This window comes from Pigmentiphaga sp. GD03639, from assembly GCF_029845405.1.
Taxonomy (GTDB): domain Bacteria; phylum Pseudomonadota; class Gammaproteobacteria; order Burkholderiales; family Burkholderiaceae_B; genus Pigmentiphaga; species Pigmentiphaga daeguensis.
In genome coordinates this window covers 1-26,197 of the sequence record NZ_JAOCLR010000019.1, presented here as the reverse complement: position 1 = coordinate 26,197, position 26,197 = coordinate 1, and the positions used below count along the sequence as shown (strand labels likewise).

The window sequence follows — 26,197 nt, the reverse complement described above, 5'->3', positions numbered from 1 at the left end:
GGACGGAGCCGGGAGGCCGGTGCCCGTCCGGCGCATCAAGATAGGAGACAGCATGAAGACACGCATCAAGACTTTCGTCGCGGCCATGATGCTCGCGGCGGTCCCGGCCCTGGCGGCGCACGCCCAGTATCCGGACCGGCCCATCAAGCTGGTGGTGCCGCACGGGCCGGGGGGCGTCGCCGACACGGTGTCGCGCATCTTCGCCGATGCGCTGGCGCGCGAGCTTAAGCAGCCGGTCATCGTCGAGAACAAGGCCGGTGCCAGCACCATGATAGGCGCCGAGTACGTCGCCAAGGCCGCCCCGGACGGATACACGCTGCTGATGGCCTCGGTGACCACCTTGTCGATCAATCCTTCGCTGTATCCCAACATCACCTACGATCCCAAGCGCGACTTCGCGCCGGTCTCCATGGTCGCGGCGCTGCCGTTCTACCTGATGGCCAGCCCCACGCTGGGCGTCAAGAACGTGAAGGAACTGGTCGCGCTGGCCAGGTCCAGGCCGGGGCAGCTCAACTATTCGTCGCCCGGGTCGGGCACGTCGCCGCACCTGGTGGGCGCGCTGTTCGCTTCCATGACCGGGGTCGACACCCTGCACGTGCCGTACAAGTCCACCGCCTCGGCCGAGGTCGATCTCAACGCCGGCCGCATCCATTTCGCCTTCACCGGTTCGGGCATGGCGCCGATCCGGTCAGGCCGGGTGGTCGGCCTGGGCGTGACCAGCGGCGAGCGCCTGGCGTCCATGCCCGAGCTGCCGACGCTGAAGGAGCAGGGCCTGGACCTGGAGGCGACCGTCTGGAACGGCGTGGTCGCGCCCGCCGGCACCTCGCCGGAGATCGTCCGCAAGCTTGCCGACGCATTGGCCCGCATCGCGCGGTCGCCGGACATCAAGGAGAAAGTGCAGGCCCACGGCGGCATCGCGGTGGGCAATACGCCCGCCGAGTTCAAGCGCCTGATCGACACCGAGGCCGCGCGTTGGGAGAAAGTGATCAAGGAGGCCAGCATCACCGTGCAGTGACGCGGCCGGGAGGCCGGCGGAGGGGGCCGCCGGTCCGTCGCCCGGGTCAGCCGCCCCAGAAGCCGCTGATGCCCGCGATGCCATGCGCGCCGTGCGCCAGGGCCGTCGCGCGCGTGTCCGCCGACTGCCCGCCCAGCGCGAGCACCGGCAGGCCGGCGTGCAGCGCCAGCGTGCCGAAGGTCTCCCAGCCCAGGCCGGGCTGGCCGGGATGCGAGCGCGTGGGCAGCACCGGCGCCAGCACCGCGAAGTCGGCGTCCAGCTGGCGCGCGCGTTCCAGTTCCGCGGCGTCGTGGGCCGATACGCCCAGCATCGCGCCGGGCGGCAGCTTGGGGCGCTGGGCCGGGACGTCGGCGGCGCGCAGGTGCACGCCGTCGGCATCGGCGATCCAGTCGCGCGGATGCGCGCTGTTGACCAGTACCCGCGCGCCGGCCGGCCGGGCGCGTGCCACCACCTGCTTCAGCACCTGGCGCAGCGCGTCGTCCGCCGCGCCGCCGGGCCAGTCCGGTTCACGGAATTGGATCAGCTTCAGGCCCGAGGCCAGCGCGGCATCCAGGCGCCGCAGGAAGGCATCGACGTTGCCGGGCGAGCCGATATGGGTGATGGCATAGGTATCGGGCACGTGCAGCCACCGCAGCGGCGGCAGCGTGGCCGGCAGCAGGGGGCCGATGCGCGGCTCCAGCGCCAGTCCCAGCGCATCCTCCGGCGACTGCGCGCGCGCCTGGGCCGTTTCCAGGTCGGTCGGCTGCTCGCCCCGGGCGATGCGCGCTTCCAGCGCCTTCAGCCGTTCCCCATGATCGCGCCGCGCCGCCTGCATCTCGGCCTCGCTCGCGTCCCGTATCCGCCCCCATTGCAAGGCCTGCGATTCCAGCCCCCGGGGCTCGCCTTCCCAGCGGGTGACCCGGCAGAAATACAGCCTGACGGTGGCGTGCGAGTAGGCGTGCACGTGCGTGACCCAGGTCGACGACTCCAGCACCGTCACCCCCAGTTCTTCCTTCAATTCCCGCGCCAGGGCCTGCAATATCGTCTCGCCCGGCTCCAGCTTGCCCCCGGGCAGCTCCCACCATCCCGCGTAAGGCTTGCCTTCGGGCCGCTGGCCCAGCAGCAACCGCCCGTCCGGCTGCAGCATCACGCCCACCGCGACATCGACGACTTTCACCCCAGAACCCAGAGACCCCATAATCCTTCCTAAAATGCAATCCACACAAGAACAATACCCAGGGCACAGCGGATCCGGCTCCGCCGGTCCGCCAGTGCCGCCCCCTGGGGGGCGCGCGCAAGCGCGTAGGGGGGGGCCCTCCTGTCAGCGCGTAGGGGGGGGGACCTCCCTCCCGGCCCAATCCTTGGCGAACTGCCAGGCGACCCGGCCGGAACGCGAGCCGCGCTCGAGCGTCCATTGCAGCGCGGCCGTACGCGAGCGCGCGATGGATTCCTCGCTGCATCCCAGGTCGCGCAGCCAGTGCGCCACGATGTCCAGGTAGTCGTCCTGCTTGAACGGATAGAACGACAACCACAGTCCGAAGCGCTCGGACAGCGAGATCTTTTCCTCGACGGTCTCGCCGGGATGGATCTCGCCGTCGCTCTGGTGCTTGGCCTGCAGGTTCTCGTGCATGTACTCCGGCATCAGGTGGCGCCGGTTGGACGTGGCGTAGATCAGCACGTTCTGGGTCGATGCGGCGATCGAGCCGTCCAGCACCGACTTGAGCGCCTTGTAGCCGGCCTCGCCTTCCTCGAACGACAGGTCGTCGGCGAAGACCAGGAAGCGCTCGGGCCGCTCGGCCACGGTCTCCACGATCTCCTGCAGGTCGCCCAGGTCGCTCTTGTCGACTTCGATCAGGCGCAGTCCGCGATCGCCATACGTGGCCAGCATGGCCTTGACCAGGGAACTCTTGCCGGTGCCGCGGGCGCCGGTCATCAGCACGTTGTTGGCCGGTTTGCCTTCCAGGAACTGCACCGTATTCCGGTCGATCACTTCCTTCTGGCGATCGATGTGCTGCAGGTCGTCCAGGTCGATGCGCGCGATGTGCCGCACCGGCTCCAGCCAGCCTCGCGTTCCGCGCTTGCGCCAGCGGAAGGCGTGGGAATTCCAGTCCACGGGGGGCGGGGCGGGGGGGAGCCAGGCTTCGAGCTGGGCGAGGACGCCCTCGGCGCGTTTCAGGAAAGAGGCCAGATCGACAGGTGGGGAAGACTCGTTCGGCACAGCAGCGTTCCTATCTTCGGCCGGAGCCGCGCAGGCCCCGGATCGTGTTCTTGAACGACGGATTCCGGCCCGGGCAGGGGCGCCGTCCGATCGAAATCCGCCTACGGCATCGGGTATTGCACCATTTTTTTCAAGGGCGCGCCCGCAGGGCCGGATTGCCTGCCTGGCTACAGGCAAACGGCACCGCACCTGTTCTATGTCGAGAACGGGGACGCTGTCCTGGTGGACGATCAGGGTCATCACCAGGAGAGCAGATCATGCGTATGCACAACCCCGCGCCACCGGAGCGTGGAGGATCAAGATCTGTAGTCGGCGTTGATGCTCACGTACTCGTGCGAGAAATCGCAGGTGTACACCGTCTCGGTCACTTTCCCTCGGCCCAGCGAAATACGCACGGCGATCTCGGCCTGTTTCATCACGCGCTGGCCGTCTTCTTCCCGGTAGTCGGGATTGCGTCCTCCATGCTTCGCTACCCACACGTCGTCCAGCCACAGGTTGACCCGGCCCACGTCCAGGTCGTCGATGCCGGCGTAGCCGATGGCCGCCAGGATGCGTCCCAGGTTGGGGTCCGAGGCGTAGAAGGCGGTCTTGACCAGCGGCGAATGCGCCACCGAATACGCGACCTTGAGCGCCTCTTCCTGGCTGCCGGCGTCCTCGACCCGGATGGTCATGAACTTGGTCGCGCCTTCGGCGTCGCGCACGATCAGTTGGGCCAGCTCGGTTGCCGCGGCCTTCAGCGTGGCCAGCAGCTCGGGGTAGAGCGGATCCGACTCGGACTCGATGCGCAGGCCCGCGCGGCCGGTCGCGGCGATGATGAAGGAATCGTTGGTCGAGGTGTCGCCGTCCACCGTGATGCGGTTGAACGAGACGTCGGCGACCTGGCCCGCCATGCGTTTGAGCAGGGCGGGGGCGATGGCGGCGTCGGTGGCCAGGAAACCCAGCATGGTCGCCATGTTGGGCCGGATCATGCCGGCGCCCTTGCTGATGCCGGTCAGGGTGATCTGGTGGCCGCCGATGTTGGCCTTGCTGGACACGATCTTGGGCAGCGTGTCGGTGGTCATGATGCCGTGCGCGGCCTCGGTCCAGTTGCCCGGCGCCAGCGCCTTGACGGCGGCCGGCAGGCCGGCCTCGATGCGATCCACCGGCAGCGGCTCCAGGATCACGCCGGTCGAGAACGGCAGGACCTGGCGCGGGTCCAGGCCCAGCAGCTTCGCCAGCGCGTCGCAGGTGGCGCGGGCGGCGGCCAGGCCGGGCTCGCCCGTGCCCGCGTTGGCGTTGCCGGTGTTGATGACCATGGCCCGGATGGGCAGCGACTGCGCCAGGTGTTCCTCGCACACCTGGACCGGGGCGGCGCGGAAGCGGTTGCGCGTGAATACGCCGGCCACGCTGGTGCCTTCGGCCAGCCTGAACACGGTCAGGTCGCGGCGGCCGGCCTTGCGGATGCCGGCTTCGGTGACGCCGATTTCGACGCCGTCCACCGGAAAGACGAGTTCGGGAGCGGGAATGTGCAGATTGACGGCCATGGCTGTCCTCGCGGAGCGGAAGGGGCGGGGCGCGGCCTGCGCCCCGCCGGATCAGGGATTGAGTTCGGCAAAGGCCTCGCCGGCGATGGCGACGGTCCGGGCGATGACGTCGTCGTCGTGGGCGATCGAGACGAAACCGGCCTCGAACGCCGACGGCGCGAAGCTCACGCCGCGCACCAGCGCGGCGTGGAAGAATTTGTTGAACGCGGCGGTGTCCGAGGCCGAGACCTCGGCCAGCGAGGTCGGCACCGTGTCACGGAAATACAGCCCGAACATGCCGCCCACGTGGTCGGCGCTGAAGGGCACGCCCGCGCTGGCGGCGGCCGCGCGCAGGCCTTGCACCAGCTTGCCGGTCTGGGCTTCCAGCTTCTCGTAGAAGCCCGGTTCGGCCAGCAGCCGCAGGGTGGTCAGGCCCGCGGCCACCGCCACCGGGTTGCCCGACAGCGTGCCGGCCTGGTAGACGCCGCCCAGCGGGGCGATGTGGGCCATGATGTCGCGCCGGCCGCCGAAGGCGCCGATGGGCATGCCGCCGCCGATGACCTTGGCCAGGGTGGTCAGGTCGGGCACGATGCCGGTGCGGCCCTGCACGCCCTGGGGGCCGACGCGAAAGCCGGTCATGACCTCGTCGAAGATCAGCACCGCGCCGTAGCGGGTGCACTGGTCGCGCAGCGCCTGCAGGAAGCCGGGCACGGGCTGGACCAGGTTCATGTTGCCCGCCACGGGCTCCACGATCACGCAGGCGATTTCGTCGCCGTACTGCCTGAACGCGGCTTCCACGCCGGCGATGTCGTTGTAGTCCAGTACCAGGGTGTGCGAGGTGAACTCGGGCGGCACGCCGGCAGAGGTCGGGTTGCCGAAGGTCAGCAGGCCCGAGCCGGCCTTCACCAGCAGGCTGTCGGCATGGCCGTGGTAGCAGCCCTCGAACTTGATGATCTTGGCCCGGCCGGTGTAGCCGCGGGCCAGCCGGATCGCGCTCATGGTCGCCTCGGTGCCCGAGCTGACCAGGCGCACCTGCTCGATCGAGGGCAGGCGGTGCACGAGCATCTCGGCCAGCTCGACCTCGGCCTCGGTGGGGGCGCCGAACGACAGGCCGTTGACGGCGGCCTCCTGCACGGCCCGGATAACTTCCGGATGGGCGTGGCCCAGGATGGCCGGGCCCCACGAGCCCACGTAGTCGATGTACTGCTTCTTGTCGGCATCCCAGGTGTAGGGACCGGCGGCGCGTTCGATGAAGGGAGGGGTGCCGCCCACCGAGCGGAAGGCGCGCACCGGCGAATTGACGCCGCCGGGAATGGTGCGGCAGGCGCGTTCGAAGAGTTCTGCGTTGCGGATCATGGTCATGCCTTGTTGGGGTTGCCGGCGGGGTCCTCGGCCCAGGCCTGGGCGAAGTCCCGCGCGGCGGCTTCGATGTCGTCGGCGCCGAACAGCGCGGTGATGACGGCCAGCGCGTCGGCGCCCGCCGCCACGGCCAGCCGCGCGTTGGCCGGCGTGATGCCGCCGATGGCGACGATGGCCGGCCGGCCGGCGCCGGGGCGCCGCAGCCCGCGTGCCTCGGTCAGGCAGGACAGCGGGGCGTGCACGGCCGCGGGCTTGGTGGGGGAGTCGAACACCGCGCCGAAGGCCACGTGGTCGGCGCCCGCGGCCAGCGCGGCACGGGCGCGCCCGATCTCGTCGTAGCAGGAGGCGCCCACCAGCAGCGCCGGTCCGCCGGCCTGGCGGGCCTGGGCGATGTCGCCGTCCTCGCGCCCCAGGTGGACGCCGTCGGCGCCGGCCTCGATGGCCAGCCGCCAGTCGTCGTTGATGACCAGGAGCACGCCCAGGCGGTCGCAGGCGGTTCGCAAGGCCCGTGCCTGTTCCAGCCGCTTGGCCGGCTCGGCCAGCTTGCGGCGCAGTTGCACGGCGCGCAGGCCGCCGCGGGCGGCCGCTTCCACCGCGGCCACCAGCCGGGCGGTGTCGTCCCATTCGGGCGTGATGCCGTACAGGCCGCGCAGCGGGTGGTTCAGGGCGGGATCGGTGCTCATGGCGCGGACTCCGTGGAATCGGGCGCTGCCTCGTCGCCGGCCGCCGCCTGCTCGCCCTGCTTGGCCCAGAAGAAACGGTCGGGCAGCAGCCGGCCCATGCCGGGCTGGAAGCCCGAGGCCAGCGCCTGCCAGGTGTATTCCTGGGCCTCCGCCGTGGCGTCGCGCACGTCCATGCCGCTGGCCAGCAGGGCGGCCAGGGCCGCCGACAGGGTCGGGCCGGCGCCCCGGAAGTTGCCGGGCAGCCGTGGCCAGCGGTATTCGCCCGCCGGTTCGGCGGCCGTGTCGCCGCCGCCGCGCAGCGTGTTGACCACGATGTCGCCGGGCTGGTGCAGGCCGGTGGCCAGCACCCAGGCCGCCCCCCGGCGCAGCAGCGCCTGGGCCGCGGTCTCGTCGGCCGAGTCCAGGTCCAGCAGGCCGTCCGCCACCAGTTGCTCCAGCCGCAGGCTGTCGGCCACGACCAGGGTCGACTGGGGCACCAGCAGTTCGATGGTGGCGGCCATGATTTCCTCGGCCGAGTCCTCGGTTTCCGCGTCGTCCGCGTCCGGGGGATCCGCCCCCAGGTGCAGCACCACCGGGACGGCCGAGTAGTCGGCCAGGATCTCGGCCACGGCCGCCACCGCCTCGGCCGAGAACAGCCCGCCGATCTTGAAGGCCCGCACCGGCATGTCCTCCAGCAGGCTGCGGGCCTGGTCGTCTATCCATTCGGGCGCGACGGCTTCGCCGTCTTCCAGCCCGGCCGAGTCCTGCACGGTATAGCCGGTCAGCACGGTCAGCGCATGGCATCCCATGCTGGCACAGGTCAGCAGGTCGGCCTGGATACCCCCGCCGGCGCTGGGGTCGGAGGGGGCGAAGGTCAGAACGAGGGGAGGCGTGGGGGCGGCTGGCAACGAAAAGTCTCGAAAGGCGGGGCCGTCCGGCGGGATCCGGGCGGGGCCCACGGTGTTTCGGTAAGATGCGAGATTCTAATGGATGCCCGATGGTTCCCGGTCCGCGGGGACAGGGCTTGGTAAGATTGAGCGACGATGCGTACCTGGATGTGTCTGATTTGCGGCTGGATCTACGACGAGGCGGCCGGCCTGCCGGAAGAGGGTATCCCTCCTGGAACGAAGTGGGAAGACGTGCCGCCCAATTGGGTTTGCCCCGAATGCGGCGCCCGCAAGGAAGATTTTGAGATGGTCGAGATCTGACCCGCCGCGGGCGTTTACAATTCAGGTATGAGCGAACGCGCCAATATCGATCTCACGAACCAGTTCCTGATCGCCATGCCGGCCATGGCCGATCCGAACTTTGCCGGCGCGGTCATCTATGTATGCGAACACACCCCCAAGGGCGCGCTGGGCCTGGTCATCAACCGGCCCACCGACCTGACCCTGGCGGGCCTGTTCGAGCGGATCGAGCTGTCGCTGGACGATTCCCCCCAGGCGGCGTCCCCGGTGTTCTTCGGCGGGCCGGTCCAGACCGACCGCGGCTTCGTGCTGCATGCCCCGGTGGGCGACTACAACTCCTCCATCAAGGTCGGCGACCTCGCCCTGACCACCTCGCGCGACGTGCTGCAGGCGGTTGCCGACGGCCAGGGGCCCGGCAAGCTGCTGGTCACCCTGGGCTACGCGGGGTGGGGCGCGGGCCAGCTCGAGGACGAAATCTCCGAGAACGCCTGGCTCAGCGTGTCGGCATCGTCCGACATCATCTTCAACGTTCCGCCGTCCGAGCGTTTCGACGCCGCGCTGGCGCTGCTGGGCATCGCCCCGATCATGCTGGCGGGCGAAGCCGGCCATGCCTGACGAAACGCTGCTCGCCTTCGACTACGGAACCCAGTTCATCGGCGTTGCCGTCGGCAATACGCTGACCGGCCACGCGCGTCCGCTGGAAGTCATCGCCAACACCACGCGCGAGGCGCGCTTCGGCCGCATCGAGCAGTTGCTGCGCGAATGGCAGCCGTCCCGCCTGGTGGTGGGCCTGGCGCTGGATGCCGACGGCGGCGAGCAGCCCATGACGGCCCTGTGCCGGCGTTTCGCCAACCAGTTGAACGGCCGCTACGGCCTGCCCGTGGAACTGGTGGACGAGCGCGGCACCAGCCTGGCCGCCCAGTCCGAGATGGGGGCGGCCGGCCACGGGCTGCGGGTGGACGCGGTGGCCGCCGCCATCATCCTGCAGAGCTACTTCGACACGCCCCGTTCTCCCTGATCCGAGACTGCCATGAACCCAACTCCTCCCAACCTCGACGCCGAGGCGCTGTATGCGCGGCTGCGCGATGCCGTGCGCAAGCTGCTGGACACGCTGCCGGCCGACCGCACCCACCTGGTCGGCATCCATTCCGGGGGATCGTGGATAGCCGAGCGGCTGCACCGCGACCTGGGCCTGCCCGAGGCGCCCGGCAAGCTGGACATCAGCTTCTATCGCGACGACTTCGCGCGCATCGGCCTGCATCCCCAGGTCAAGCCCTCCGACATCGCCTTCGACGTGGACGACAAGCACCTGGTCCTGGTGGACGACGTGCTCTACACCGGCCGCACCATACGCGCCGCCATGAACGAACTGTTCGACTACGGGCGCCCGGCCTCCATCCGGCTGGCCGTGCTGGTGGACCGGGGCGGGCGCGAGCTGCCCGTGGCGGCCGACTTCGCCGCGGCCACCGTCGATCTGGCGCCGGGACAGAGCCTCGTGCTGTCGCGCGCCGGGGATGCCTTCAAGATCGATTTCGAAACCCTGCCGCCCCAGGAGCCGCACCATGCGTAACCCGCAGCTCAACAGCAACGGCGAACTCACCCACCTGTTGACCGTGGAGGGATTGCCGCGCGCGATCCTGAACCAGATCCTCGATACCGCGGAATCCTTCGTGCCCCTGGCCGACCGCGAGATCAAGAAAGTGCCGCTGCTGCGCGGCAAGAGCGTGTTCAACCTGTTCTTCGAGAACTCCACGCGCACGCGCACGACGTTCGAGATCGCGGCCAAGCGCCTGTCGGCCGACGTCTACAACCTGAACATCAACGCCTCGTCGGCCAGCAAGGGCGAGTCGCTGCTGGACACCATCAACAACCTGTCGGCCATGCAGGCCGACCTGTTCGTGGTGCGGCACGCCTCCAGCGGCGCGCCGCACCTGATCGCCCAGCACGTGGCGCCCCACGTGCACGTGATCAACGCCGGCGACGGCCGCCACGCGCACCCGACGCAGGGGCTGCTGGACATGTACACCATCCGTCACTACAAGAAGGACTTCACCAAGCTCACGGTGGCGATCGTCGGCGACATCCTGCATTCGCGCGTGGCCCGTTCCGACATCCATGCGCTGACCACGCTGGGCGTGCCCGAGGTGCGGGCCATCGGCCCGCTGACGCTGCTGCCTTCCGGCCTCGAGCAGATGGGCGTGCGCGTGTTCACCGACATGGCCGAAGGCCTCAAGGGCGTGGACGTCATCATCATGCTGCGCCTGCAGAACGAGCGCATGCGCGGCGCCCTGCTGCCTTCCGCGCAGGAGTACTTCAAGCACTACGGCCTGACGCAGGAGAAGCTCGCGCTGGCCAGGCCCGATGCGATCGTCATGCACCCCGGACCGATGAACCGCGGCGTGGAGATCGATTCCCCGGTGGCCGACGGCAAGCAGGCCGTCATCCTGAACCAGGTCACGTTCGGCATCGCGGTCCGCATGGCCGTCATGAGCATCGTCGCAGGAGCCTGACCCATGAAAATCCATATCCAGGGCGGCCGCCTGATCGACCCGGCCAACGGCGTGGACGCCGTCAACGACATCTACATCGCCGCCGGACGCGTGGTCGGCATCGGCCACGCGCCGGCCGGTTTCGTGCCCAACCGCCTGATCGACGCGCGCGGCCTGGCGGTGCTGCCGGGCCTCGTGGACCTGTCCGCCCGGCTGCGCGAGCCCGGCTTCGAGCACCGCGCCACGCTGGAGTCCGAACTGCAGGCGGCGCTGGCGGGCGGCGTGACCAGCCTGGTGCTGCCGCCCGACACCGATCCGGTGCTGGACGAGCCCGGCCTGGTCGAGATGCTCAAGCATCGCGCCCGCCAGCTCAACCAGTCGCACGTCTATCCGCTGGGCGCGATGACGGTCGGCCTGAAGGGCGAGATCATCACCGAGATGGCCGAGCTGACCGAGGCCGGCTGCGTGGCGTTCTCGCAGGCCGACGCGCACGTCACCGACACCAACGTGCTGCTGCGGGCCATGCAGTACGCCCGCACCTTCGACTATGCGCTGTGGCTGCGCCCGGAGGATCCCTGGCTGGCCCGCGAGGGCGTGGCCGCCAGCGGCGCCATGGCCTCGCGCCTGGGCCTGGCGGGCATCCCCGAGCAGGCCGAGACCATCGCCCTGCACACGCTGTTCGAACTGCAGCGGGCCACGCGCGCGCGCCTGCACCTGTGCCGCATTTCCAGTGCCGCCGGGATCGAACTGGTGCGCCGCGCCCGCGCCGAGGGCCTGCCCGTGACCTGCGACGTCAGCGCCCACCACGTGCACCTGACCGACGTGGACATCGGCTACTTCGACGCGCATTGCCGGCTGACCCCGCCGCTGCGCGGCCAGCGCGACCGCGATGCCATCCGGGCCGCGCTGGCGGACGGGACGATCGACGCGATCTGCTCGGACCACACGCCGGTGGACGAAGACTACAAGCTGCTGCCCTTCGGCGAGGCCGAGCCCGGCGCGACGGGCCTGGAACTGCTGCTGTCGCTGGCGCTGAAATGGGCCCGCGACGCCGATCTGCCGCTTTCGCGCGCGGTGGCGCGCGTCACCAGCGAACCCGCCCGGGTCCTGGGCACCAAGGTGCTGGCCTCGTGCGGTCAACTGGGCGCCGGGGCGCTGGCCGACCTCTGCCTGGTCGACCTGGACGCGCACTGGCTGGTCAGCGAGGACAGCCTGCAAAGCCAGGGCAAGCACACGCCGTTCCTGGGCATGGAACTGCCGGGCAAAGTCCGCATGACCATCGTCGCGGGCCACGTCGCGTATGAGGCGGCTGCCTGATCGTGCGCGCCTGGTTTCGCCTGGCCGCGCACCTGCTGCGGTTCTCGCTGCGGTTCCTGCTCGTCACCCTGTGGGTGATATTCGGGCTGATCGTGCTGGCCACCGTGTTCCGGCGGTTCGACGTGGCGCGGCGCGACCGGATCAACTGCTGGTGGTCCCGCTGGCTGCTGCGCTGGTGCGGCGTCCGCGTCTACGTCAGCGGCCATCCGCCGGTCGAGGGCGCGGCCCTGCTGATCGCCAACCACGTGTCGTGGCTGGACATCTACGCGCTCAGCAGCGTGCGCTGCACCATCTTCGTCGGCAAGCGCGAGCTGCGCGACTGGCCGGTGCTGGGCTGGCTGATCGCGGGCGTGGGCACGGTGTTCATCGAACGGGGCAACCGGCGCGCCGTGCACCAGGTGGCCCAGGCCATGGGCGAGCGCTTCGCGCGCGGCCAGTTGATCGGACTCTTTCCCGAAGGCACGACCTCCGACGGCCTGGACGTGCTGCCCTTCCACGCCGGCCTGTTCGAGCCCGCTCGCCGCGCCGGCGTGCCGGTGCTGCCGGTGGCGCTGCGCTATCTCCATCATGGCGCGCGCAGCACCTTGCCTTCCTACGTGGGCGAAGAAACGCTGATGGGCAATGCCTGGCGGGTACTGGGCTCGACCGGCGTGGCGGTGCAGGTCGTCTACCTGCCGCCCGCCACGGCCGAGAACGGCGACGAGGACCATCGCCATGCGATGGCGGCGCGGGTGCGGGAAGCCATACGGGCCGAGGTGCGCCAGGCGGATTGAATACGTCCCCTGGCTTGCCGATGGCCCTGCGTTGCGTTAATGTATTGCAAATGCGATGCATTTGGGAGTTGCCATGAAAACCGCCACGCTTCCTCCCCTGCGGGTAGAGCCGGAACTGCGCGAGGCTGCTGAAAGAGTCCTCGAAGCAGGGGAGAGTTTGTCCAGCTTTGTCGAGCAGGCTGTTCGTTCGGCTGTATCGCGCCGCGAGGCGCAGGCTGCTTTCCTGGCCCGGGCCTTGGCCTCGCGTGATCAGGCGCGGGAGTCGGGGGACTACGCATCGTCGCAAGCCGTATTGGACAAGTTGCAGCAGCGCCTGGAGGCAGCGAAGGTCGACCGGCGCAAGCGGTCTTGATGTACCGCGTTCGTTTCACGCGGGAAGCCGAGCAGGACCTTCTGCGGCTCTATGATTTTGTCCTGGAGAGGGATCCCGATGATCCGGGCCTGGCCGCCCAGGCCTTGGTCGCAATCCAGGGTGGCGTCGAGATTCTCGAGCGTTCGCCCTATACCTGCAGAAAAGCGACGCCGCATTCGCCCTACCTGCGCGAACTGGTGATTCCTTTCGGCCGTACGGGTTACGTCGCCCTGTTCGAGATCGATGGGCCTGATTCCGTCACCATCCTTGCCGTGCGCCACCAGCGCGAAGACGACTATCACTGAGGCGCCGCCCGCCGCCGCGCGCGTTTGGCCGGAGCGGCGCCATCCCCGCCCGCCGCGGGCACCCGGAACAGCCTGTGCACCAGCGCCCGTACCCATTGCAGCGAGGGATCGCGCGCCGTGCTGGCGTGCCACAGCAGGCGCACGTCGTAGGCGGGCGCATAGGGCAGGGTCCATACCTTGAATCCATAGCGCGGCTGCGCGTTGCGCGCGTACGTGGTGGGTACGATCGCCAGCATGCGCGAATTCATGACCATCTCGGGCAGCGCGCCGAAATGGCGTGCCCGCACGGCGATACGGTCGTCGAGCTTCATGCGCGTGAGCATTTCGCTGACGCTGTCGTGGAAGGTTGCCGTGGGCGAGGCCACCAGCAGCGATGCGCTGGCCAGTTCGGCGGGACTCAGTGTCTTGCCCTTGTGTCCGGGCGTGGGCGTCCAGTCCGGCGAAGTGATCGCCACATAGGGCTCGTGGAACAGCACGTCGGCCTGGATGCCGCGCTGCTTGGGATGCAGGATGCCCAGGCAGAAGTCGATCTCGCGCGCTTCCAGGGCGGCGGCGACGTCGTTGGCGGGCACGGAAATGTTGGTCAGCCGGGAGTGGGGGGCCTCGGTGTGCAGTGCCGCGGCCAGGGTCGGCAGGAAGGTCATTTCTCCCAGGTCGGACATGGAGACTCGCCACTCGACGTGGCTGTGCTGGGGATCGAAGGCTTCGCGTCCGGTCACCGCGGTTTCCAGGGCGCGCAATTCCGCCGCGACGGTGGGTGCGACCTGTTCGCAGATGCGGGTGGGGACCAGCCCCTGGGGGGTGCGCACGAAGAGCTCGTCGTCGAAGAAGTAGCGCAGGCGGGCCAGGGCGTTGCTGGTGGCGGGTTGGGAGAGGGAGAGGAGTTTGCCGGCGGCGGTGACGGAGCGAGTTTGGTGGATGGAGACCAGGACGCGTAGGAGGTTCAGGTCTAGTTGGCGGAAGTTCATGATGGTTTGAGTTCTTGAGACGGCCGGCGGCAGGGGCGCAGGCCATGGGGGCGCAGCGAAGCCGGTCCCGGCGTTGCCGGGACTTCCCGGTGGCTGGGCAGCCGGCGGGGCGGGCGCAGAACTCGCGCGGGGACAGTCCCCCGGACTGTCCCTACTGCCGCGCTCAAACAGCTGCGCCCTTGCTTCCCCGCCGACTGCCCATCCACCGGCGGCTCCGAATGCGCCCCCATGGCCTGCGCCCCTGCCGCCGGCCTGCGCCATCTGTCAGAGTGAGGGGGCGGGGGGGCCTGGATGAGGGGCGGGCGGGTATCCGGGGCCCTTATGGGGATTCTACGGAATATTCAGTGGGCAAATGAAGGGGGCTTGCCCCCTTCATTTGCCCTCGCGCAGTTTCGCCACGTCGGCGGCGGTGATCTGGCCTTCGCGGGCGCCCCAGGTGGTGCGCAGGTAGTTGGTCAGTTGGGCGATCTCGTCGTCGGTCAGGCGGCGGGCGAAGCCGGGCATGTCGCCGATGGTGGTGCCGTCGGGCAGGCGTTGGGCGGGCAGGCCGTCCAGGATGGAGAGCAGCAGGTTGCGTGGGTTTTCCAGGCGGACGGTGCTGTTGTTGGCCAGGGGAGGCATGCCGGGCGGGTGGCCTTCGCCGTCCACGCCGTGGCAGGCGGCGCAGGTGTTCAGGTAGACGCGGCGGCCGGGGGAGGGGGCGGCGTTGTCGGGCTTGGCTTGCGGGGCGGGGGCGGGCTTGGGGGGCTGGTCGCCCAGCAGGAAGGCGGACATGGCCTTCAGGTCGTCGTCGCTCAGGTATTGGGTGCTGTGCAGGATGACGGGGTACATCTCGTCGGCGGCGATGCCCTGGGGGGCGAGTCCGGTGCGCAGGAAGCGTTGCAGGTCTTCCGGCGTCCAGCCGCGTTCGGCCAGGGCCCGAGGGGTCAGGGACGGCGCCTCGAAGCGGTTCAGGGTGTAGCCCTGCAGCCAGTCGTCGCGGTGGAGCTGGCCCAGCTTGCCGCGCGGGGTGTGGCATTCGCCGCAGTGCCCCAGGACGTTGGTCAGGTAGCGGCCGCGCACCCATTGCGCGGAGTCGCCCTGCGAGGCGGCGGGCAGCGGGTCGTGGTCGAAGAACAGCAGGTTCCAGCCCGTCATCAGGATGCGCAGGTTGAGCGGGAAGGGGATCTCCGGTTTCTTGTTGGGCTGGGCGCTGGGGCGCACGCTCATCAGGTAGGCGTAGATCAGGTCGGAATCGGCGCGGGGGATGTCGTGGTAGGCCGTGTACGGCATGGCCGGGTAGAGGTTGCGGCCGTGCGGGGCCTTGCCCCGGGTCAGCGCGCGGTGGAATTCGTCGGCGGTCCAGCGGCCGATGCCGTGGTCGGGGTCGGGCGTGATGTTGGTGCCGTACAGCGTGCCGAAGGGAGTCTGCAGCGGGAAGCCGCCGGCGTAGGCGGCGCCGTCGGCGGTCTGGTGGCAGGCCGCGCAGTCGGCGGCGCGGGCCAGGTAGCGGCCCAGCTGTAATTGTTCCGGCGTGGCCTGGACCTGCTGGGGCGGGCGGTCGGGCGGATCGTCGCGGTTGCCCAGGATCGCCGCGGCGACGGCGACCACGATCAGGACCAGGATGACGAGGGCGACGATGGGACCGCGTCGCCGGGGGGACGGGCGGGCCATCTCAGTTCTCCTTGAGGACGAGGCCGGGGGTGGCGAGGATCACCGCCTTGGCCGCCTCGAAGTAGCGTACGTAGCCGGTGCAGCGGCAGATGTGGCGGCCCAGGTGCTCGGTGATCGTGTCTTCCAGCTGGTCGGCGCGCACCGGGTGGGCCTTGAGTCGTTCCATCAGCGCGGTCGCGCCGATGACGAAGCCGGGCGTGCAGTAGCCGCACTGGAAGCTGTAGTGGTCCAGGTAGGCCTGCTGGATCGGGGTGATGGCGATGATCTTCCGCTTATCGTCGCGCTCGGCCAGGCCTTCTATGGTCCGGATACGCTTGCCGTTGAAGTAGTGGGCACCGGTGATGCAGGTACGGATCTCCTCGGTGCCGTCCGGACCGTCCAGCAGCACCGTACAGGCATGGCAGACGCCGATGCCGCAGCCGAAGCGCGATCCGGTCAGGCCCAGGTACTCGTGCAGGAAGTCGACCATCATCAAGGTGTCGGGCACGTCCATGGGCCCGACTTGCTTGCCGTTGATGGTCAGCGTCAGGGGCGAGGTCGTGATCGTCATGATTCCAGGACCTCCCGTATTTTCTCCGGCGTGACCGGCAGGTCGGTGAAGCGGTGGCCGATGGCATGCGCGATGCCGTTCACGATGGCGGCGACGATGGGGATCATGACGACTTCCGCGATGCCCTTGGGCGGATCGGTGTCGGAGATGGGCGGCAGGATGTCGCCGGTCTGGCTCCAGACGGCCACGTCGTGCGCGCGCGGCAGGTGGTAGCGGTCGAAGTTCCAGGTGCCGTTGCCGGGGCCGTCCTCGTACAGCGGCAGGTACTCGTGCAGCGCGTGGCCGATGCCCATCGCGATGCCGCCCTGCAATTGCCCCGACACCAGTTCCTCGACCACCGGCTTGCCGCATTCGAGCACCGAGTGGTGCGACAGCAGCCGCACCTTGCCGCTGGTCGGGTTGACGGCCAGCTCGGCCAGGGCGGCATTGGCGCTGTAGTAGGTGACGCCGGCATTGTTGCGCTGGGCCGGCGGATAGAAGACGTTGGCCCGCCTGACGACGTCGTAGGGCCTGGCCGAGCGGCCGCCGTCGCCGTAGCGCACGGCCAGGCCGTCGAGCGGGCGCCGGACGGTCGTGCCGCCTACGTCGAAGTCGGCCTCGGCCCATTGCCAGCGGTTGAAGGTATGGCCCACGGCGGCGGTCACCAGGTTGGCCTCGTAGGCGGCCTTGACCAGGCGCTCGAGCGGCAGCGGTTCCAGGCCGTTCGCGGTCAGGCCGCGTTCGGTCCAGCGCGCGTCCTCGCGCCGCACGACCAGGGGCGCGGCCTGGCCGCCACCCGCGCCGCGGGTCCAGATGGCCATCGCCGCCGGCCACAGTCCGTGCTCGAACACGACACGGGCCGTTTCCTTCGTGGCGTGCCCGAAGAAGTAGACGGAGTTGCTGGCGCTGGAGGGCGAGGCGTGGACCGGCGTCCACATCGGATCGGCGGCCAGCCGGTCCTGTTCCTCCTGCTTGACCGTGTAGGTATCGACGTTGCCGACCATGGGCAGGTCGGACCAGTCGGTAACGGCGGTGCGCACTTCGTCGGCGGGGCGGCCGAACCATTCGGCGCACATCACGGCCTGCGAGGTGCTCATGCCGGTGCCGATCTCGACGCCGGTATGGTGCAGCACGATGCGGCCTTCGCTTGTCAGCTCCACGCGCACGAAGGCGGCCTCGCCGCCGGTGCCGAAGTCCTTCTGCACGCAGGCGAAGCCCACGCCATAGCGTTCGTTCGGATGGGCGGCCTCGTAGTCGAGCTTGCGCTGCGCCCGTTCGGCCCACAACGGATGGCGGCGCGCGCGCTCGAGCACCTCGTCCACCCGCAGGGCGCCGCCGGCGATGGCGCCCTGGGTGTTCTTCATGCCCGACAGCAGTGCGTTGCGGATACGGAACTCGATCGGATCGAGCCCGAGTTCCGCCGCCATCTCGTCGATCATCATCTCGGTGGCGGCCATGCTTTGCAGCGTGCCGTAGCCACGCGCCGAGCCCGCGTCGATGGCCCGCGTGGCCTCGGCCACGGCGATCAGGTCGTTCTTGGGGAAGTAGTACACCGACTGCGCGGCGGTGGCCGCCACCATGACCACCGAGGGCGAGAAGTTCGCGCGTCCGCCGCCGTTGCCGGTCAGCGTGCCCTGGAAGGACTGGAGCTTGCCGGTCTTGCGGTCCACCGCCATGGTGTACTGCATGTCGAAGGCGTGGCGCTTGAGCGAGGTCTGGAAGTGCTCGAAGCGGTCGACCGCGAAGCGCACCGGATGGCCGTCGCCGTACAGCGCGGCGACCAGGCCGTAGAACGGCACGTTGCAATGGTCCTTGGAGCCGTACCCGACCGTGTAGCAGGGGTGCACGAACAGGTGTTCCAGCGGGAAGCCGCTGTCGGCCACCATCTTGGCGGCGGCCTCGGCCACTTCCTGCGGCGATTGCGTGGCCAGCACCATGTGCAGGGAACGGGTGGCCGGGTCATACCAGCAGTTCGCGTTGTCGGGCTCGAGCGCGGCGGTGTCGATGGACTGCGTGGTGTAGCGTCGTTTCATGACCAGCCAGTCGGCGGGCGGCGAGGCCAGTTCCGCGCCGATCTGCTCGGCCGCGCGCATGCCCTGCGCGTCGATGCTGTCCTCGGCCTTGGTGGAGGGCCAGATCAGTGTCTTCTTTTCCGTGGGGAAGAGCGGGCTGTCTTTCAGGCTGGAATAAGCATCTTCGTCGTCGGGCGAGGCGCCGCCCACGCGCACGTAGCGGAACACGCCCCAGGGCTCGCGGTCGAGCGGCCCCGTGGTCGCGCCGTAGCGGATGACGTCGCGGGCGGCGCGCAGCCGGCCGCGGGCGAGCTGGTAGCGCGCGAAGTCGTGGAAGATCAGGATGGCGACCGCGTGTCCCAGGTAGGCCGGCGTCTTGCCGGCGGGCAGCAGCATGTCGTCGCCGTAGAAGCTGGGGAAGGCGAGCTTGTCGCGGGCCAGATCCTCGGCCGTGACGACGCGGTCGGGCTTGAGGTCATCGCCCAGCGGCGCGAGGTCGAAACCCTCGTAGAGCCGGTCGGCCAGCGTGGCGCGAAGGATCAGCGCGTGGGACTGCTGCTTGGGCCAGTGCGGCATGTCGGCGGCGCGGATGTCGCGGGCGAAGACCTTGCCGCCGACCACCTTCTCGTGGCCGTCGACCCGGAAGCGGGTGCGGCCGCTGGCCCGGTTCCATTCGGGACCGCGGAAGATGCGTTCCTCGAACAGGGCGCCGAAGGCGGCGCTGTACAGGGGGGCGATCCACACCGTGACGCCGCCCACCGCGATGGCCTTCAGGAAGCCACGGCGGGACATGCCGGCTCCGGTGGAGTCCGCGCGGGCCGTCGGGTTCCAGGCAGGATCTTGCTTCACAGCACGCTCCTTGCAGCAAAACCGCAGCTGTCATGCTGGCAGCAAAGGATGGATTTATCAATACCGGAAAATGTAGGGAATCAAGACAGGCCGGGCCGATATTCATGGATGATCCTTATAGGGATTATCCGGGGTATTCACAAAACAAATGTGGGATATACGAATAAACCATTAGCCCACGGCCCGCCGCTGGAGAAGAATGATGCGCTGACACCAGGCAGAGGAGAACGGGACCATGGCGGAGCGTTCGTTCACGAACGAGGTCGGCAAGCTGAAGCTGGGAGAGGGCGAGGAGTTCCGCGGCGAGGGGATCCTGGCGGTGACCAAGGCCCTGCTGCAGTCCGGCGTGTCGTACGTGGCGGGATACCAGGGAGCGCCGATCTCGCACCTGATGGATGTGCTGACCGACGCGAACGACATCCTGGAAGAGCTGGGCGTGCACTTCGAGCACAGCGCCTCCGAGGCGACGGCCACCGCCACCCTGGCGGCCTCGGTCAACTATCCGCTGCGCGGCGCCGTCACCTTCAAGTCCACCGTGGGCACCAACGTGGCCTCGGACGCGCTGGCCAACCTGGCCTCGGGCGGCGTGACCGGCGGCGCGCTGCTGATCGTGGGCGAGGACTACGGCGAAGGCTCCAGCATCATGCAGGAGCGCTCGCATGCCTTCGCGATGAAATCGCAGGTCTGGCTGCTGGACCCCCGCCCCAACCTGGAAAGCATGGTGGGCGCGGTGGAGCGGGGCTTCGAGCTGTCCGAGGCCAGCAATACGCCGGTCATGCTGCAGCTGCGCATCCGCGCCTGCCACGTGCATGGCCGCTTCACCACGCGGGCCAACAAGCGGCCGGCGTTCACGCTCAAGGACGCCATCGAGAATCCCGAGCGCGACGTCAACCGCATCGTGCTGCCGCCGGCCTCCTACCTGCACGAACAGGAAAAGGTGGCCAAGCGCTGGCCGGCGGCGGTGCGCTACATCGTCCAGCACGGCATGAACGAGTTCTTCGGCGCCGACGACCGGGACATCGGCATCGTCATGCAGGGAGGCATGTACAACGGCGTGCTGCGCGCGCTGGAGCTGCTGGGGCTGGCCGATGCCTTCGGCCAGTCGCGGATTCCCCTGTACGTGCTGAACGTGACCTATCCCCTGGTGGACGAGGAGTTCGTCCGCTTCTGCGCCGGCAAGCGCAGCATCCTGATCGTGGAAGAAGGGCAGCCCGACTACATCGAGCAGGCGGTGCACGCCATCCTGCGGCGTGCCGACCTGAACACGCGCGTCCATGGCAAGGACGTGCTGCCGATGGCGGGCGAATACACCGGCGGCGTGCTGCTCAAGGGGTTGGCGGAGTATGTGCGCCGCTACGAGCCAGGCCTGCTCGAAGGGCGGACGCTGCCTCGCGCCGCGCGGCCGGCCTCGCCCGCGCGCATGCCGGACAATCCCAAGGCCTTCGCCATCCAGCGTGCTTCCGACCAGGTCCAGGGCCGGCCGCCGTCGTTCTGCACCGGCTGTCCGGAACGGCCCATCTTCACCGCCATCAAGCTGGTCGAGCGCGAACTGGGCCGGCACCACATCAGCTGCGACATCGGCTGCCATCTGTTCTCGGTGCTACCGCCCTTCAACCTGGGCGCCACCACCATGGGCTACGGCCTGGGGTGGGCCGGCGCCTCGGCGCTGAACACGCGCGAGACTTCCCGCCGCACCATCTCCATCATGGGCGACGGCGGGTTCTGGCACAACGGCCTGACCAGCGGCGTGGGCAACGCCGTGTTCAACGAGACCGACAACGTGCTGCTGGTGGTGGACAACGGCTATTCGGCCGCCACCGGCGGACAGGACGTGCTGTCGTCCAAGGCCGAGAACCCCATACGCAGCACCAACAACCCCATCGAGAACGCCGTGCGGGGGGTGGGCGTGAAGTGGGTGCGGACGGTGACGCGCACCTACAGCGTGGCGCAGATGCGCGACACGCTGCGCGAGGCGCTGACCACGCGCGAGAAGGGGCCGAAGGTGGTGGTGGCGCAAAGCGAATGCATGCTGAACAAGCAGCGCCGCGTGCGTCCGCTCATGCGCAAGGCCATAGGCGAAGGCCGGCGGGTCGTGCGCGAGCGCTTCGGCGTGGATCCCGATACGTGCACCGGCGACCATTCCTGTATCCGCCTGTCCGGTTGCCCCTCGCTGACCATACGGGACAATCCCGATCCGCTGCGCACCGATCCGGTCGCGGCGGTGGTGGACAGTTGCGTGGGCTGCGGACTGTGCGGCGAGGTGTCGCACGCGGCAGTGCTGTGCCCATCGTTCTACCGGGCCGAGATCATCAACAACCCGGGACGCTGGGACAAATTCAAGGCGCGCGTCAGGAAGGCCGTCATCGGCGCCTTGCAGCGCCGCATCGACCGTCGGCTGGAGGGATTGGCGGCATGAGCATCGGCAACGAGACGGGCGCGCCGCGCGCGCTGACCATCGCGGTGCTGGCCATGGGCGGCGAGGGCGGCGGGGTGCTGGCCGACTGGCTGGTGGACCTGGCCGAGCACAACGGTTACCTGGCCCAGACCACCTCGGTGCCGGGCGTGGCCCAGCGCACGGGCGCGACGGTGTACTACATCGAGATGTTCCGCGAGGCGGACGTGCCGCCGGGCAAGGCGCCGGTCATGGCGCTGGGGCCGGTGCCCGGCGAGGTCGACGTGGTCATCGCCTCCGAGCTGATGGAGGCGGGCCGCGCCTTGCAGCGGGGCCTGGTGGCGGACGACCGCACCACGCTGATCGCGTCCACCCACCGGGTGTATTCCATGACGGAGCGCACGGCGATGGGCGACGACCGGGTCGATTCGGCCGCGCTGCTGGAAGGCGGACGGGTGGCGGCGCGGCGTTTCGTGGCCGCCGACTTCAGCCGGATCGCCGAGGACGCCGGCAGTCCCATCAGTCCGGCGCTGTACGGGGCGCTGGCGGCGACGGGCGCGCTGCCCTTCGGCCGCGAACGGTTCGAGGATGCCATCCGCCGCGGGGGCGTGGGGGTGAAGGCCAGCCTGGAGGCCTTCGCCGCGGGTTTCGCCGCCGCCATCGCCGGCCAGGAGACGGTGCTGCACGAGACCACCGTGCGGCGCGAGGTGCCGGCGGCGGCTTCGCCGGCGGAGGCATCCGCGGCCCCCGGCCGGCTGCCCGCTGCCGTCGGCCCCCGGCTGGCGTCCCTGGAAGAGCGGATGGCGCGCGAATTCCCGGCCGAGTGCCACGCGGTGCTGCGCGCCGGCCTGGTCCGCGCGGCCGACTACCAGGACGTGGCCTATGCCGGCGAGTACCTGGACCGGCTGGTCCCGCTGCTGTCCGCGCTGCCGGATCGCGGCGCCGCCAGCATGGAGGTATTGTCCGAGACGGCGCGCCACCTGGCCTTGTGGATGACCTACGAGGACGTGGCGCGGGTGGCGGACCTGAAGACGCGCGGCGCGCGCTTCGCCCGCGTGGCCGCCGAGGTGCGGCTGACGCCGGCGCAGCAACTGGAGATCAATGAATTCATGCACCCCCGGCTCGAGGAACTGGCCGACGCCATGCCCGCCTGGCTGGGACGGTGGATGATGCGCAGCGCCTTCGCGCGGGCCTGCATCGGGCCGTTCACGCGCAAGGGACGGGTGGTGCGCACCAGTTCGCTGCGCGGTTTCCTGCTGCTGTACGCGGTGGCGGGGCTGCGCGGCATGCGCCGGGCGTCGCTGCGCTATCGGGTCGAGCGCGAGCGCATGGATCGGTGGATGGAGGCCATCGTCTCGCTGGCGGCCGGGCAGCCGGCGCTGGCCGTGGAAGTGGCGCGCGCGCAGCGGCTGATCAAGGGCTACGGCGACACCCACGTGCGCGGCTGGGGCAATTTCCAGCGCATCATGTCGGTGTTGCCGGCGCTGCGGCAGGCCGACGACGGCCCCCCGCGCCTGCGGGCGCTGGTCAAGGCGGCCCTGTCGGACGACAGCGGCCGCGCGCTGGAGGAAAAACTCGCGACCGTCTAGGATGAGGCGGCGCCATCACGCAGCACTTCGTAGGTACAAGAAAAGACAGGAGACAACGCATGAAATTTCCGCTCGTCAAGGCAGCCGCCGCTTTCCTGGCCTGCGCGGCCATGTCCGCCGGCCCCGCCCAGGCCCAGCAGGCCACGCTGCGGCTGATCTCGGCCTTTCCCGAGAACGGCATCTACGTGCAGCACCTGCAGGCATGGGTCAAGAAGTTCAACGAGGAAGGCAAGGGGGTGCTGCAGCTCAACTTCCTGGGCGGCCCCAAGACCATGCCCCCGTTCGAGGTGGGCAACGCGGTCAAGACCGGCGTGGTGGACATCGCGCTGAACACCGGCGCCTTCTACACCAACGTGCTGCCCGAGGCCGACTTCCTGAAGCTCAGCGACGTCCCGGTCGCCGAGCAGCGCAAGAACGGCGCGTTCGAGGCCATCAACAAGGTCTGGAACGAGAAGGGCAACATGCAGTACCTGGCCCGCATGGTCGAACACCAGCCCTTCCACCTGTACATCAACAAGAAGATCGACAAGCCGGACCTGACGGGGATGAAGATCCGCATCACGCCGGTCTACCGCGAGTTCTTCCAGGCCCTGAACGCCAACGTCATCACCACGCCCCCGGGCGAGGTCTACACCGCGCTCGAGCGCGGCGTCGTGGATGGCTATGGCTGGCCGATAGGCGGCATCTTCGACCTGAACTGGCAGGAGAAGACCAAGTTCCGCGTGGACCCGGGTTTCTACGACGCCGAGGTCTCGCTGATCATGAACCTGCCGGCCTACAAGAAGCTGACCCCGCCGCAGCTGGCCTACCTGAACAAGCAGTTGCTGGCCCTGGAAGGGCAGAACGGCTTCTGGGACCGCTACGCCGAGGAAGAAACCGCGCGGCAGGCCAAGGCCGGCATCCAGACCATCAAGTTCGACGATGCCACCGCCAGGCGCTATCGCGACATGGCCTACGAAGTGGGCTGGGCCACCGCGGCCAGGCAGAGCCCCGAGGTCGCGGCGCGCTTCAAGTCGCTGCTGTCCCGTCCGGCCGCCGGCAGCCGTCCATGATCGCGCGCGTGTCCGCCGCCTACGGGCGGCTGCTGACGGCGCTGGCCGCCGTGGGATGCGCGTTGCTGCTGGCCATGATGCTCATCATCGTGGCCGACGTGCTGCTGCGCAACCTCGCCATCGCCGGCCTGCCCCGCGGCCTGGCCTGGAGCAACGAGGTGTCCGAGGCCATGCTGTATCTCCTTACGCTGTGCCTGGCGCCCTGGCTGCTGCGCCAGGGCCAGCACATTCGCGTGGACATCGTGCTGCAGGCCATTCCGCGCCGCGTGGCCTGGGGGCTGGAATGGCTCGGCGACGTCCTGGGCCTGGGATGCTGCCTGGCGATCGCCTGGTATGGCGCCCAGTCGGCCTGGGCCAGCTACCAGTCGGGCGCCATGAACATCAAGACGCTGGTCACGCCGGAATGGTGGATGCTGGCGCCGCTGCCCGTGGTGTTCCTGCTGCTGGCGGTGGAAATGCTGTTCCGCATGCACCGCCTGCTGCATGCCGAGGCGGGCCCGCGCAACGAAGCGGTGAGCGCATCATGAGCTGGCAGATCGCGGCCTGGATCCTGCTGGGCGGATCCACGGTGCTGCTGTTCATCGGCATGCCCGTGGCGCTGACCTTCATCTCCATCAATATCATCGGCGCGTGGCTGTACATGGGAGGCGAGATCGGACTGATGCAGCTCGCCCGCAACAGCGTCAGCTCGGTGGCGGCCTTCTCGCTCACGCCCATTCCGCTGTTCGTGCTGATGGGCGAGGTGCTGTTCCACACCGGCCTCGCGCTCAAGGTGATCGACGGCATCGAACGGCTGATCACGCGCGTGCCGGGCCGCCTGGCCGTGGTCGCGGTGGTGGCCGGAACGGTGTTCTCGGCCATTTCCGGATCGACCATCGCCACCACCGCCATGCTGGGATCGCTGATGCTGCCGGTCATGCTGTCGCGCGGCTACCATCCCCGCATCGCGACCGGCCCCATCATGGCCATCGGCGCCGTGGACATGCTGATCCCGCCGTCGGCGCTGACCGTGCTGCTGGGTTCGCTGTCGGGCATCTCCATCTCCAAGCTGCTGATAGGCGGCGTGATGCCGGGGATCATCCTGTCGGTGGCCTTCGTGCTGTGGATCGTGGTGCGCGTGCGCATCACGCCGTCCTGGGCGCCGGCGTCCGATACCGGCGAGCGGCGCACCGGCTGGGCGCGATGGAACCTGTTCGTGGCCTACGTGCTGCCCACGCTGTCCATCTTCGGCGTCGTGGTGGGGGCGCTGGCGGCGGGTTGGGCCACGCCCACCGAGTGCGCGGCGCTGGGTTCCTTCGCCACCATGCTGCTGGCCGCGCTCTACCGGCGCCTGACCTGGGAAGCCGTGGTCAAGTCGCTCAAGGGAACGGCTGCCATTTCGGGCATGATCCTGTTCATCATCCTGGGTGCCACGACCTTCGCCCAGATCCTGTCGTTCTCGGGGGCGAGCAACGGCCTGGTGGAGACGATCACCGGCCATGGCCTGTCCACCGGCATGATCGTGCTGGGCATGATGCTGATGCTGATCTTCCTGGGCATCTTCGTCGACCAGATCAGCATGATGATGATCACGCTGCCGATCTTCATGCCCATCGTCGGCGTGCTGGGCATCGACCCGGTGTGGTTCGGGGTCATGTTCCTGATCTGCATGCAGCTCGGCCTCCTGCTGCCGCCGCATGGGCTGCTGCTGATGACCATGCGCGGCGTGGCGCCGCCGTCGGTCTCCATGGGGACGATCTTCATCGCGGTCGTGCCCTACGTGGTCATGAGCCTGTTGTTGCTGGGCGCGGTGTTCTTCCTGCCGGGCATCGCCACCTGGCTGCCGAAGATGATCGGCTAGCCTGGGCTGAATCGCCATGCATGGGGGTGTCCTCAGTGGCGGGGATTGAGTTCTTGAACCGTCCTTGATCGGTGGGGTGGGGCGGCTCGCATTGGGGCGCAGCGAAGCCGGTCCCGCTACGCGGGACTTCCCGGTGAGGGCAGACTTGGCGGGGC

The 26,197-nt window shown here is 69.2% G+C and carries 25 protein-coding genes; 15 read left to right on the top strand and 10 right to left on the bottom strand.

All coding sequences use genetic code 11. The features are described from left to right. Positions 1-52 precede the first annotated feature (52 nt). On the top strand, positions 53-1,015 hold the full coding sequence (locus N5K27_RS18910) for a tripartite tricarboxylate transporter substrate binding protein (RefSeq protein WP_132979035.1): 963 nt from the start codon (positions 53-55) through the stop codon (positions 1,013-1,015). 46 nt (positions 1,016-1,061) lie between these two features. On the opposite strand, the gene N5K27_RS18905 is transcribed toward N5K27_RS18910, so the two are convergent. The 6 genes from N5K27_RS18905 to N5K27_RS18880 form a co-directional block, all read right to left on the bottom strand. Then, a complete protein-coding gene (locus tag N5K27_RS18905; RefSeq protein WP_347945168.1) occupies positions 1,062-2,141 on the bottom strand; it encodes a thiamine phosphate synthase in 1,080 nt (359 codons plus the stop codon). 174 nt (positions 2,142-2,315) lie between these two features. After that, positions 2,316-3,212 (bottom strand): ATP-binding protein, encoded by an 897-nt coding sequence (locus tag N5K27_RS18900; protein ID WP_254914557.1) that lies wholly within the window; start codon positions 3,210-3,212, stop codon positions 2,316-2,318. Between the two features lie 296 nt (positions 3,213-3,508). After that, positions 3,509-4,735, bottom strand: a complete 1,227-nt coding sequence (gene argJ, locus N5K27_RS18895) for a bifunctional glutamate N-acetyltransferase/amino-acid acetyltransferase ArgJ (protein ID WP_279818089.1) — start codon at positions 4,733-4,735, stop codon at positions 3,509-3,511. A 51-nt stretch (positions 4,736-4,786) separates the two neighbouring features. Continuing rightward, positions 4,787-6,070 carry a glutamate-1-semialdehyde 2,1-aminomutase gene (hemL, locus tag N5K27_RS18890; protein WP_087837624.1) on the bottom strand — a complete coding sequence of 428 codons (1,284 nt, stop codon included), beginning with the start codon at positions 6,068-6,070 and terminating at the stop codon, positions 4,787-4,789. A gap of 2 nt (positions 6,071-6,072) precedes the next feature. Further along, a complete protein-coding gene (gene thiE / locus N5K27_RS18885; RefSeq protein ID WP_132979031.1) occupies positions 6,073-6,756 on the bottom strand; it encodes a thiamine phosphate synthase in 684 nt (227 codons plus the stop codon). Next, a complete protein-coding gene (locus tag N5K27_RS18880; protein WP_132979030.1) occupies positions 6,753-7,643 on the bottom strand; it encodes a hydroxymethylpyrimidine/phosphomethylpyrimidine kinase in 891 nt (296 codons plus the stop codon). The genes thiE and N5K27_RS18880 overlap by 4 nt, the downstream gene beginning before the upstream one ends. Positions 7,644-7,778: 135 nt before the next feature. On the opposite strand from N5K27_RS18880, the gene N5K27_RS18875 reads away from it, so the two are divergent. The 9 genes from N5K27_RS18875 (at position 7,779) to N5K27_RS18835 (ending at position 13,158) form a co-directional block, all read left to right on the top strand. Continuing rightward, positions 7,779-7,943, top strand: a complete 165-nt coding sequence (locus N5K27_RS18875; RefSeq protein WP_087780643.1) for a rubredoxin — start codon at positions 7,779-7,781, stop codon at positions 7,941-7,943. A gap of 27 nt (positions 7,944-7,970) precedes the next feature. Continuing rightward, the gene (locus N5K27_RS18870; RefSeq protein ID WP_087837627.1) at positions 7,971-8,537 is read left to right on the top strand and encodes a YqgE/AlgH family protein; all 567 of its coding nucleotides are present in this window, start codon (positions 7,971-7,973) and stop codon (positions 8,535-8,537) included. Beyond that, positions 8,530-8,940 (top strand): Holliday junction resolvase RuvX, encoded by a 411-nt coding sequence (ruvX, locus tag N5K27_RS18865; protein ID WP_279818084.1) that lies wholly within the window; start codon positions 8,530-8,532, stop codon positions 8,938-8,940. The genes N5K27_RS18870 and ruvX overlap by 8 nt, the downstream gene beginning before the upstream one ends. Positions 8,941-8,952: 12 nt before the next feature. Then, positions 8,953-9,492, top strand: a complete 540-nt coding sequence (gene pyrR / locus N5K27_RS18860; protein WP_087837629.1) for a bifunctional pyr operon transcriptional regulator/uracil phosphoribosyltransferase PyrR — start codon at positions 8,953-8,955, stop codon at positions 9,490-9,492. Beyond that, positions 9,437-10,432, top strand: coding sequence for an aspartate carbamoyltransferase catalytic subunit (locus tag N5K27_RS18855; protein WP_087837630.1), 996 nt, complete (start codon positions 9,437-9,439; stop codon positions 10,430-10,432). The genes pyrR and N5K27_RS18855 overlap by 56 nt, the downstream gene beginning before the upstream one ends. A 3-nt stretch (positions 10,433-10,435) precedes the next feature. Beyond that, positions 10,436-11,728, top strand: coding sequence for a dihydroorotase (locus tag N5K27_RS18850; protein WP_279818080.1), 1,293 nt, complete (start codon positions 10,436-10,438; stop codon positions 11,726-11,728). 2 nt (positions 11,729-11,730) lie between these two features. Further along, on the top strand, positions 11,731-12,501 hold the full coding sequence (locus N5K27_RS18845; RefSeq protein WP_279818078.1) for a lysophospholipid acyltransferase family protein: 771 nt from the start codon (positions 11,731-11,733) through the stop codon (positions 12,499-12,501). 73 nt (positions 12,502-12,574) lie between these two features. Further along, a complete protein-coding gene (locus N5K27_RS18840) occupies positions 12,575-12,853 on the top strand; it encodes a YlcI/YnfO family protein (protein WP_087837676.1) in 279 nt (92 codons plus the stop codon). Beyond that, entirely contained in the window at positions 12,850-13,158 is a 309-nt protein-coding gene (locus N5K27_RS18835; RefSeq protein ID WP_279818076.1) for a type II toxin-antitoxin system RelE/ParE family toxin, read from the top strand. Before N5K27_RS18840 ends, N5K27_RS18835 begins: the two co-directional genes overlap by 4 nt. On the opposite strand, the gene N5K27_RS18830 is transcribed toward N5K27_RS18835, so the two are convergent. The 4 genes from N5K27_RS18830 to N5K27_RS18815 form a co-directional block, all read right to left on the bottom strand. Continuing rightward, positions 13,152-14,126 (bottom strand): LysR family transcriptional regulator, encoded by a 975-nt coding sequence (locus tag N5K27_RS18830; protein ID WP_279818073.1) that lies wholly within the window; start codon positions 14,124-14,126, stop codon positions 13,152-13,154. The two genes, N5K27_RS18835 and N5K27_RS18830, sit on opposite strands and share 7 nt — an antisense overlap. Positions 14,127-14,498: 372 nt before the next feature. After that, entirely contained in the window at positions 14,499-15,779 is a 1,281-nt protein-coding gene (locus tag N5K27_RS18825) for a cytochrome c (protein ID WP_279818070.1), read from the bottom strand. 1 nt (position 15,780) lies between these two features. Continuing rightward, the gene (locus N5K27_RS18820; RefSeq protein WP_087837635.1) at positions 15,781-16,329 is read right to left on the bottom strand and encodes a (2Fe-2S)-binding protein; all 549 of its coding nucleotides are present in this window, start codon (positions 16,327-16,329) and stop codon (positions 15,781-15,783) included. Beyond that, complete coding sequence (locus N5K27_RS18815) at positions 16,326-19,112, bottom strand: molybdopterin cofactor-binding domain-containing protein (protein WP_132979153.1); 2,787 nt, start codon at positions 19,110-19,112, stop codon at positions 16,326-16,328. Before N5K27_RS18815 ends, N5K27_RS18820 begins: the two co-directional genes overlap by 4 nt. A 292-nt stretch (positions 19,113-19,404) precedes the next feature. Here N5K27_RS18815 and N5K27_RS18810 point away from each other — a divergent pair, with 292 nt between their 5' ends. The 5 genes from N5K27_RS18810 to N5K27_RS18790 are packed head-to-tail and all read left to right on the top strand — an operon-like array spanning position 19,405 to position 26,042. Next, positions 19,405-21,585, top strand: coding sequence for an indolepyruvate ferredoxin oxidoreductase subunit alpha (locus N5K27_RS18810; RefSeq protein WP_087837636.1), 2,181 nt, complete (start codon positions 19,405-19,407; stop codon positions 21,583-21,585). Then, the gene (locus tag N5K27_RS18805; protein WP_279818066.1) at positions 21,582-23,150 is read left to right on the top strand and encodes an indolepyruvate oxidoreductase subunit beta family protein; all 1,569 of its coding nucleotides are present in this window, start codon (positions 21,582-21,584) and stop codon (positions 23,148-23,150) included. The genes N5K27_RS18810 and N5K27_RS18805 overlap by 4 nt, the downstream gene beginning before the upstream one ends. Positions 23,151-23,209: 59 nt before the next feature. Further along, positions 23,210-24,202, top strand: a complete 993-nt coding sequence (gene dctP, locus N5K27_RS18800) for a TRAP transporter substrate-binding protein DctP (RefSeq protein WP_279818064.1) — start codon at positions 23,210-23,212, stop codon at positions 24,200-24,202. Beyond that, positions 24,199-24,729: a TRAP transporter small permease subunit gene (locus N5K27_RS18795; protein ID WP_243724374.1), complete on the top strand. Its 531-nt coding sequence runs from the start codon at positions 24,199-24,201 to the stop codon at positions 24,727-24,729. Before dctP ends, N5K27_RS18795 begins: the two co-directional genes overlap by 4 nt. After that, complete coding sequence (locus N5K27_RS18790; protein WP_087837639.1) at positions 24,726-26,042, top strand: TRAP transporter large permease subunit; 1,317 nt, start codon at positions 24,726-24,728, stop codon at positions 26,040-26,042. Before N5K27_RS18795 ends, N5K27_RS18790 begins: the two co-directional genes overlap by 4 nt. The last annotated feature ends 155 nt before the right edge of the window (positions 26,043-26,197 follow it).

What these genes read in the sequence shown, in the direction of transcription:
- N5K27_RS18910 (WP_132979035.1), top strand. Translation starts at nt 53, where the DNA reads ATGAAGACACGCATCAAGACTTTCGTCGCGGCCATGATGCTCGCGGCG.
- N5K27_RS18905 (WP_347945168.1), bottom strand. Translation starts at nt 2,141, where the DNA reads ATGCTGCAGCCGGACGGGCGGTTGCTGCTGGGCCAGCGGCCCGAAGGC.
- argJ (WP_279818089.1), bottom strand. Translation starts at nt 4,735, where the DNA reads ATGGCCGTCAATCTGCACATTCCCGCTCCCGAACTCGTCTTTCCGGTG.
- hemL (WP_087837624.1), bottom strand. Translation starts at nt 6,070, where the DNA reads ATGATCCGCAACGCAGAACTCTTCGAACGCGCCTGCCGCACCATTCCC.
- thiE (WP_132979031.1), bottom strand. Translation starts at nt 6,756, where the DNA reads ATGAGCACCGATCCCGCCCTGAACCACCCGCTGCGCGGCCTGTACGGC.
- N5K27_RS18875 (WP_087780643.1), top strand. Translation starts at nt 7,779, where the DNA reads ATGCGTACCTGGATGTGTCTGATTTGCGGCTGGATCTACGACGAGGCG.
- N5K27_RS18870 (WP_087837627.1), top strand. Translation starts at nt 7,971, where the DNA reads ATGAGCGAACGCGCCAATATCGATCTCACGAACCAGTTCCTGATCGCC.
- ruvX (WP_279818084.1), top strand. Translation starts at nt 8,530, where the DNA reads ATGCCTGACGAAACGCTGCTCGCCTTCGACTACGGAACCCAGTTCATC.
- pyrR (WP_087837629.1), top strand. Translation starts at nt 8,953, where the DNA reads ATGAACCCAACTCCTCCCAACCTCGACGCCGAGGCGCTGTATGCGCGG.
- N5K27_RS18855 (WP_087837630.1), top strand. Translation starts at nt 9,437, where the DNA reads ATGCCTTCAAGATCGATTTCGAAACCCTGCCGCCCCAGGAGCCGCACC.
- N5K27_RS18850 (WP_279818080.1), top strand. Translation starts at nt 10,436, where the DNA reads ATGAAAATCCATATCCAGGGCGGCCGCCTGATCGACCCGGCCAACGGC.
- N5K27_RS18840 (WP_087837676.1), top strand. Translation starts at nt 12,575, where the DNA reads ATGAAAACCGCCACGCTTCCTCCCCTGCGGGTAGAGCCGGAACTGCGC.
- N5K27_RS18830 (WP_279818073.1), bottom strand. Translation starts at nt 14,126, where the DNA reads ATGAACTTCCGCCAACTAGACCTGAACCTCCTACGCGTCCTGGTCTCC.
- N5K27_RS18825 (WP_279818070.1), bottom strand. Translation starts at nt 15,779, where the DNA reads ATGGCCCGCCCGTCCCCCCGGCGACGCGGTCCCATCGTCGCCCTCGTC.
- N5K27_RS18820 (WP_087837635.1), bottom strand. Translation starts at nt 16,329, where the DNA reads ATGACGATCACGACCTCGCCCCTGACGCTGACCATCAACGGCAAGCAA.
- N5K27_RS18815 (WP_132979153.1), bottom strand. Translation starts at nt 19,112, where the DNA reads ATGTCCCGCCGTGGCTTCCTGAAGGCCATCGCGGTGGGCGGCGTCACG.
- N5K27_RS18810 (WP_087837636.1), top strand. Translation starts at nt 19,405, where the DNA reads ATGGCGGAGCGTTCGTTCACGAACGAGGTCGGCAAGCTGAAGCTGGGA.
- N5K27_RS18805 (WP_279818066.1), top strand. Translation starts at nt 21,582, where the DNA reads ATGAGCATCGGCAACGAGACGGGCGCGCCGCGCGCGCTGACCATCGCG.
- dctP (WP_279818064.1), top strand. Translation starts at nt 23,210, where the DNA reads ATGAAATTTCCGCTCGTCAAGGCAGCCGCCGCTTTCCTGGCCTGCGCG.
- N5K27_RS18795 (WP_243724374.1), top strand. Translation starts at nt 24,199, where the DNA reads ATGATCGCGCGCGTGTCCGCCGCCTACGGGCGGCTGCTGACGGCGCTG.
- N5K27_RS18790 (WP_087837639.1), top strand. Translation starts at nt 24,726, where the DNA reads ATGAGCTGGCAGATCGCGGCCTGGATCCTGCTGGGCGGATCCACGGTG.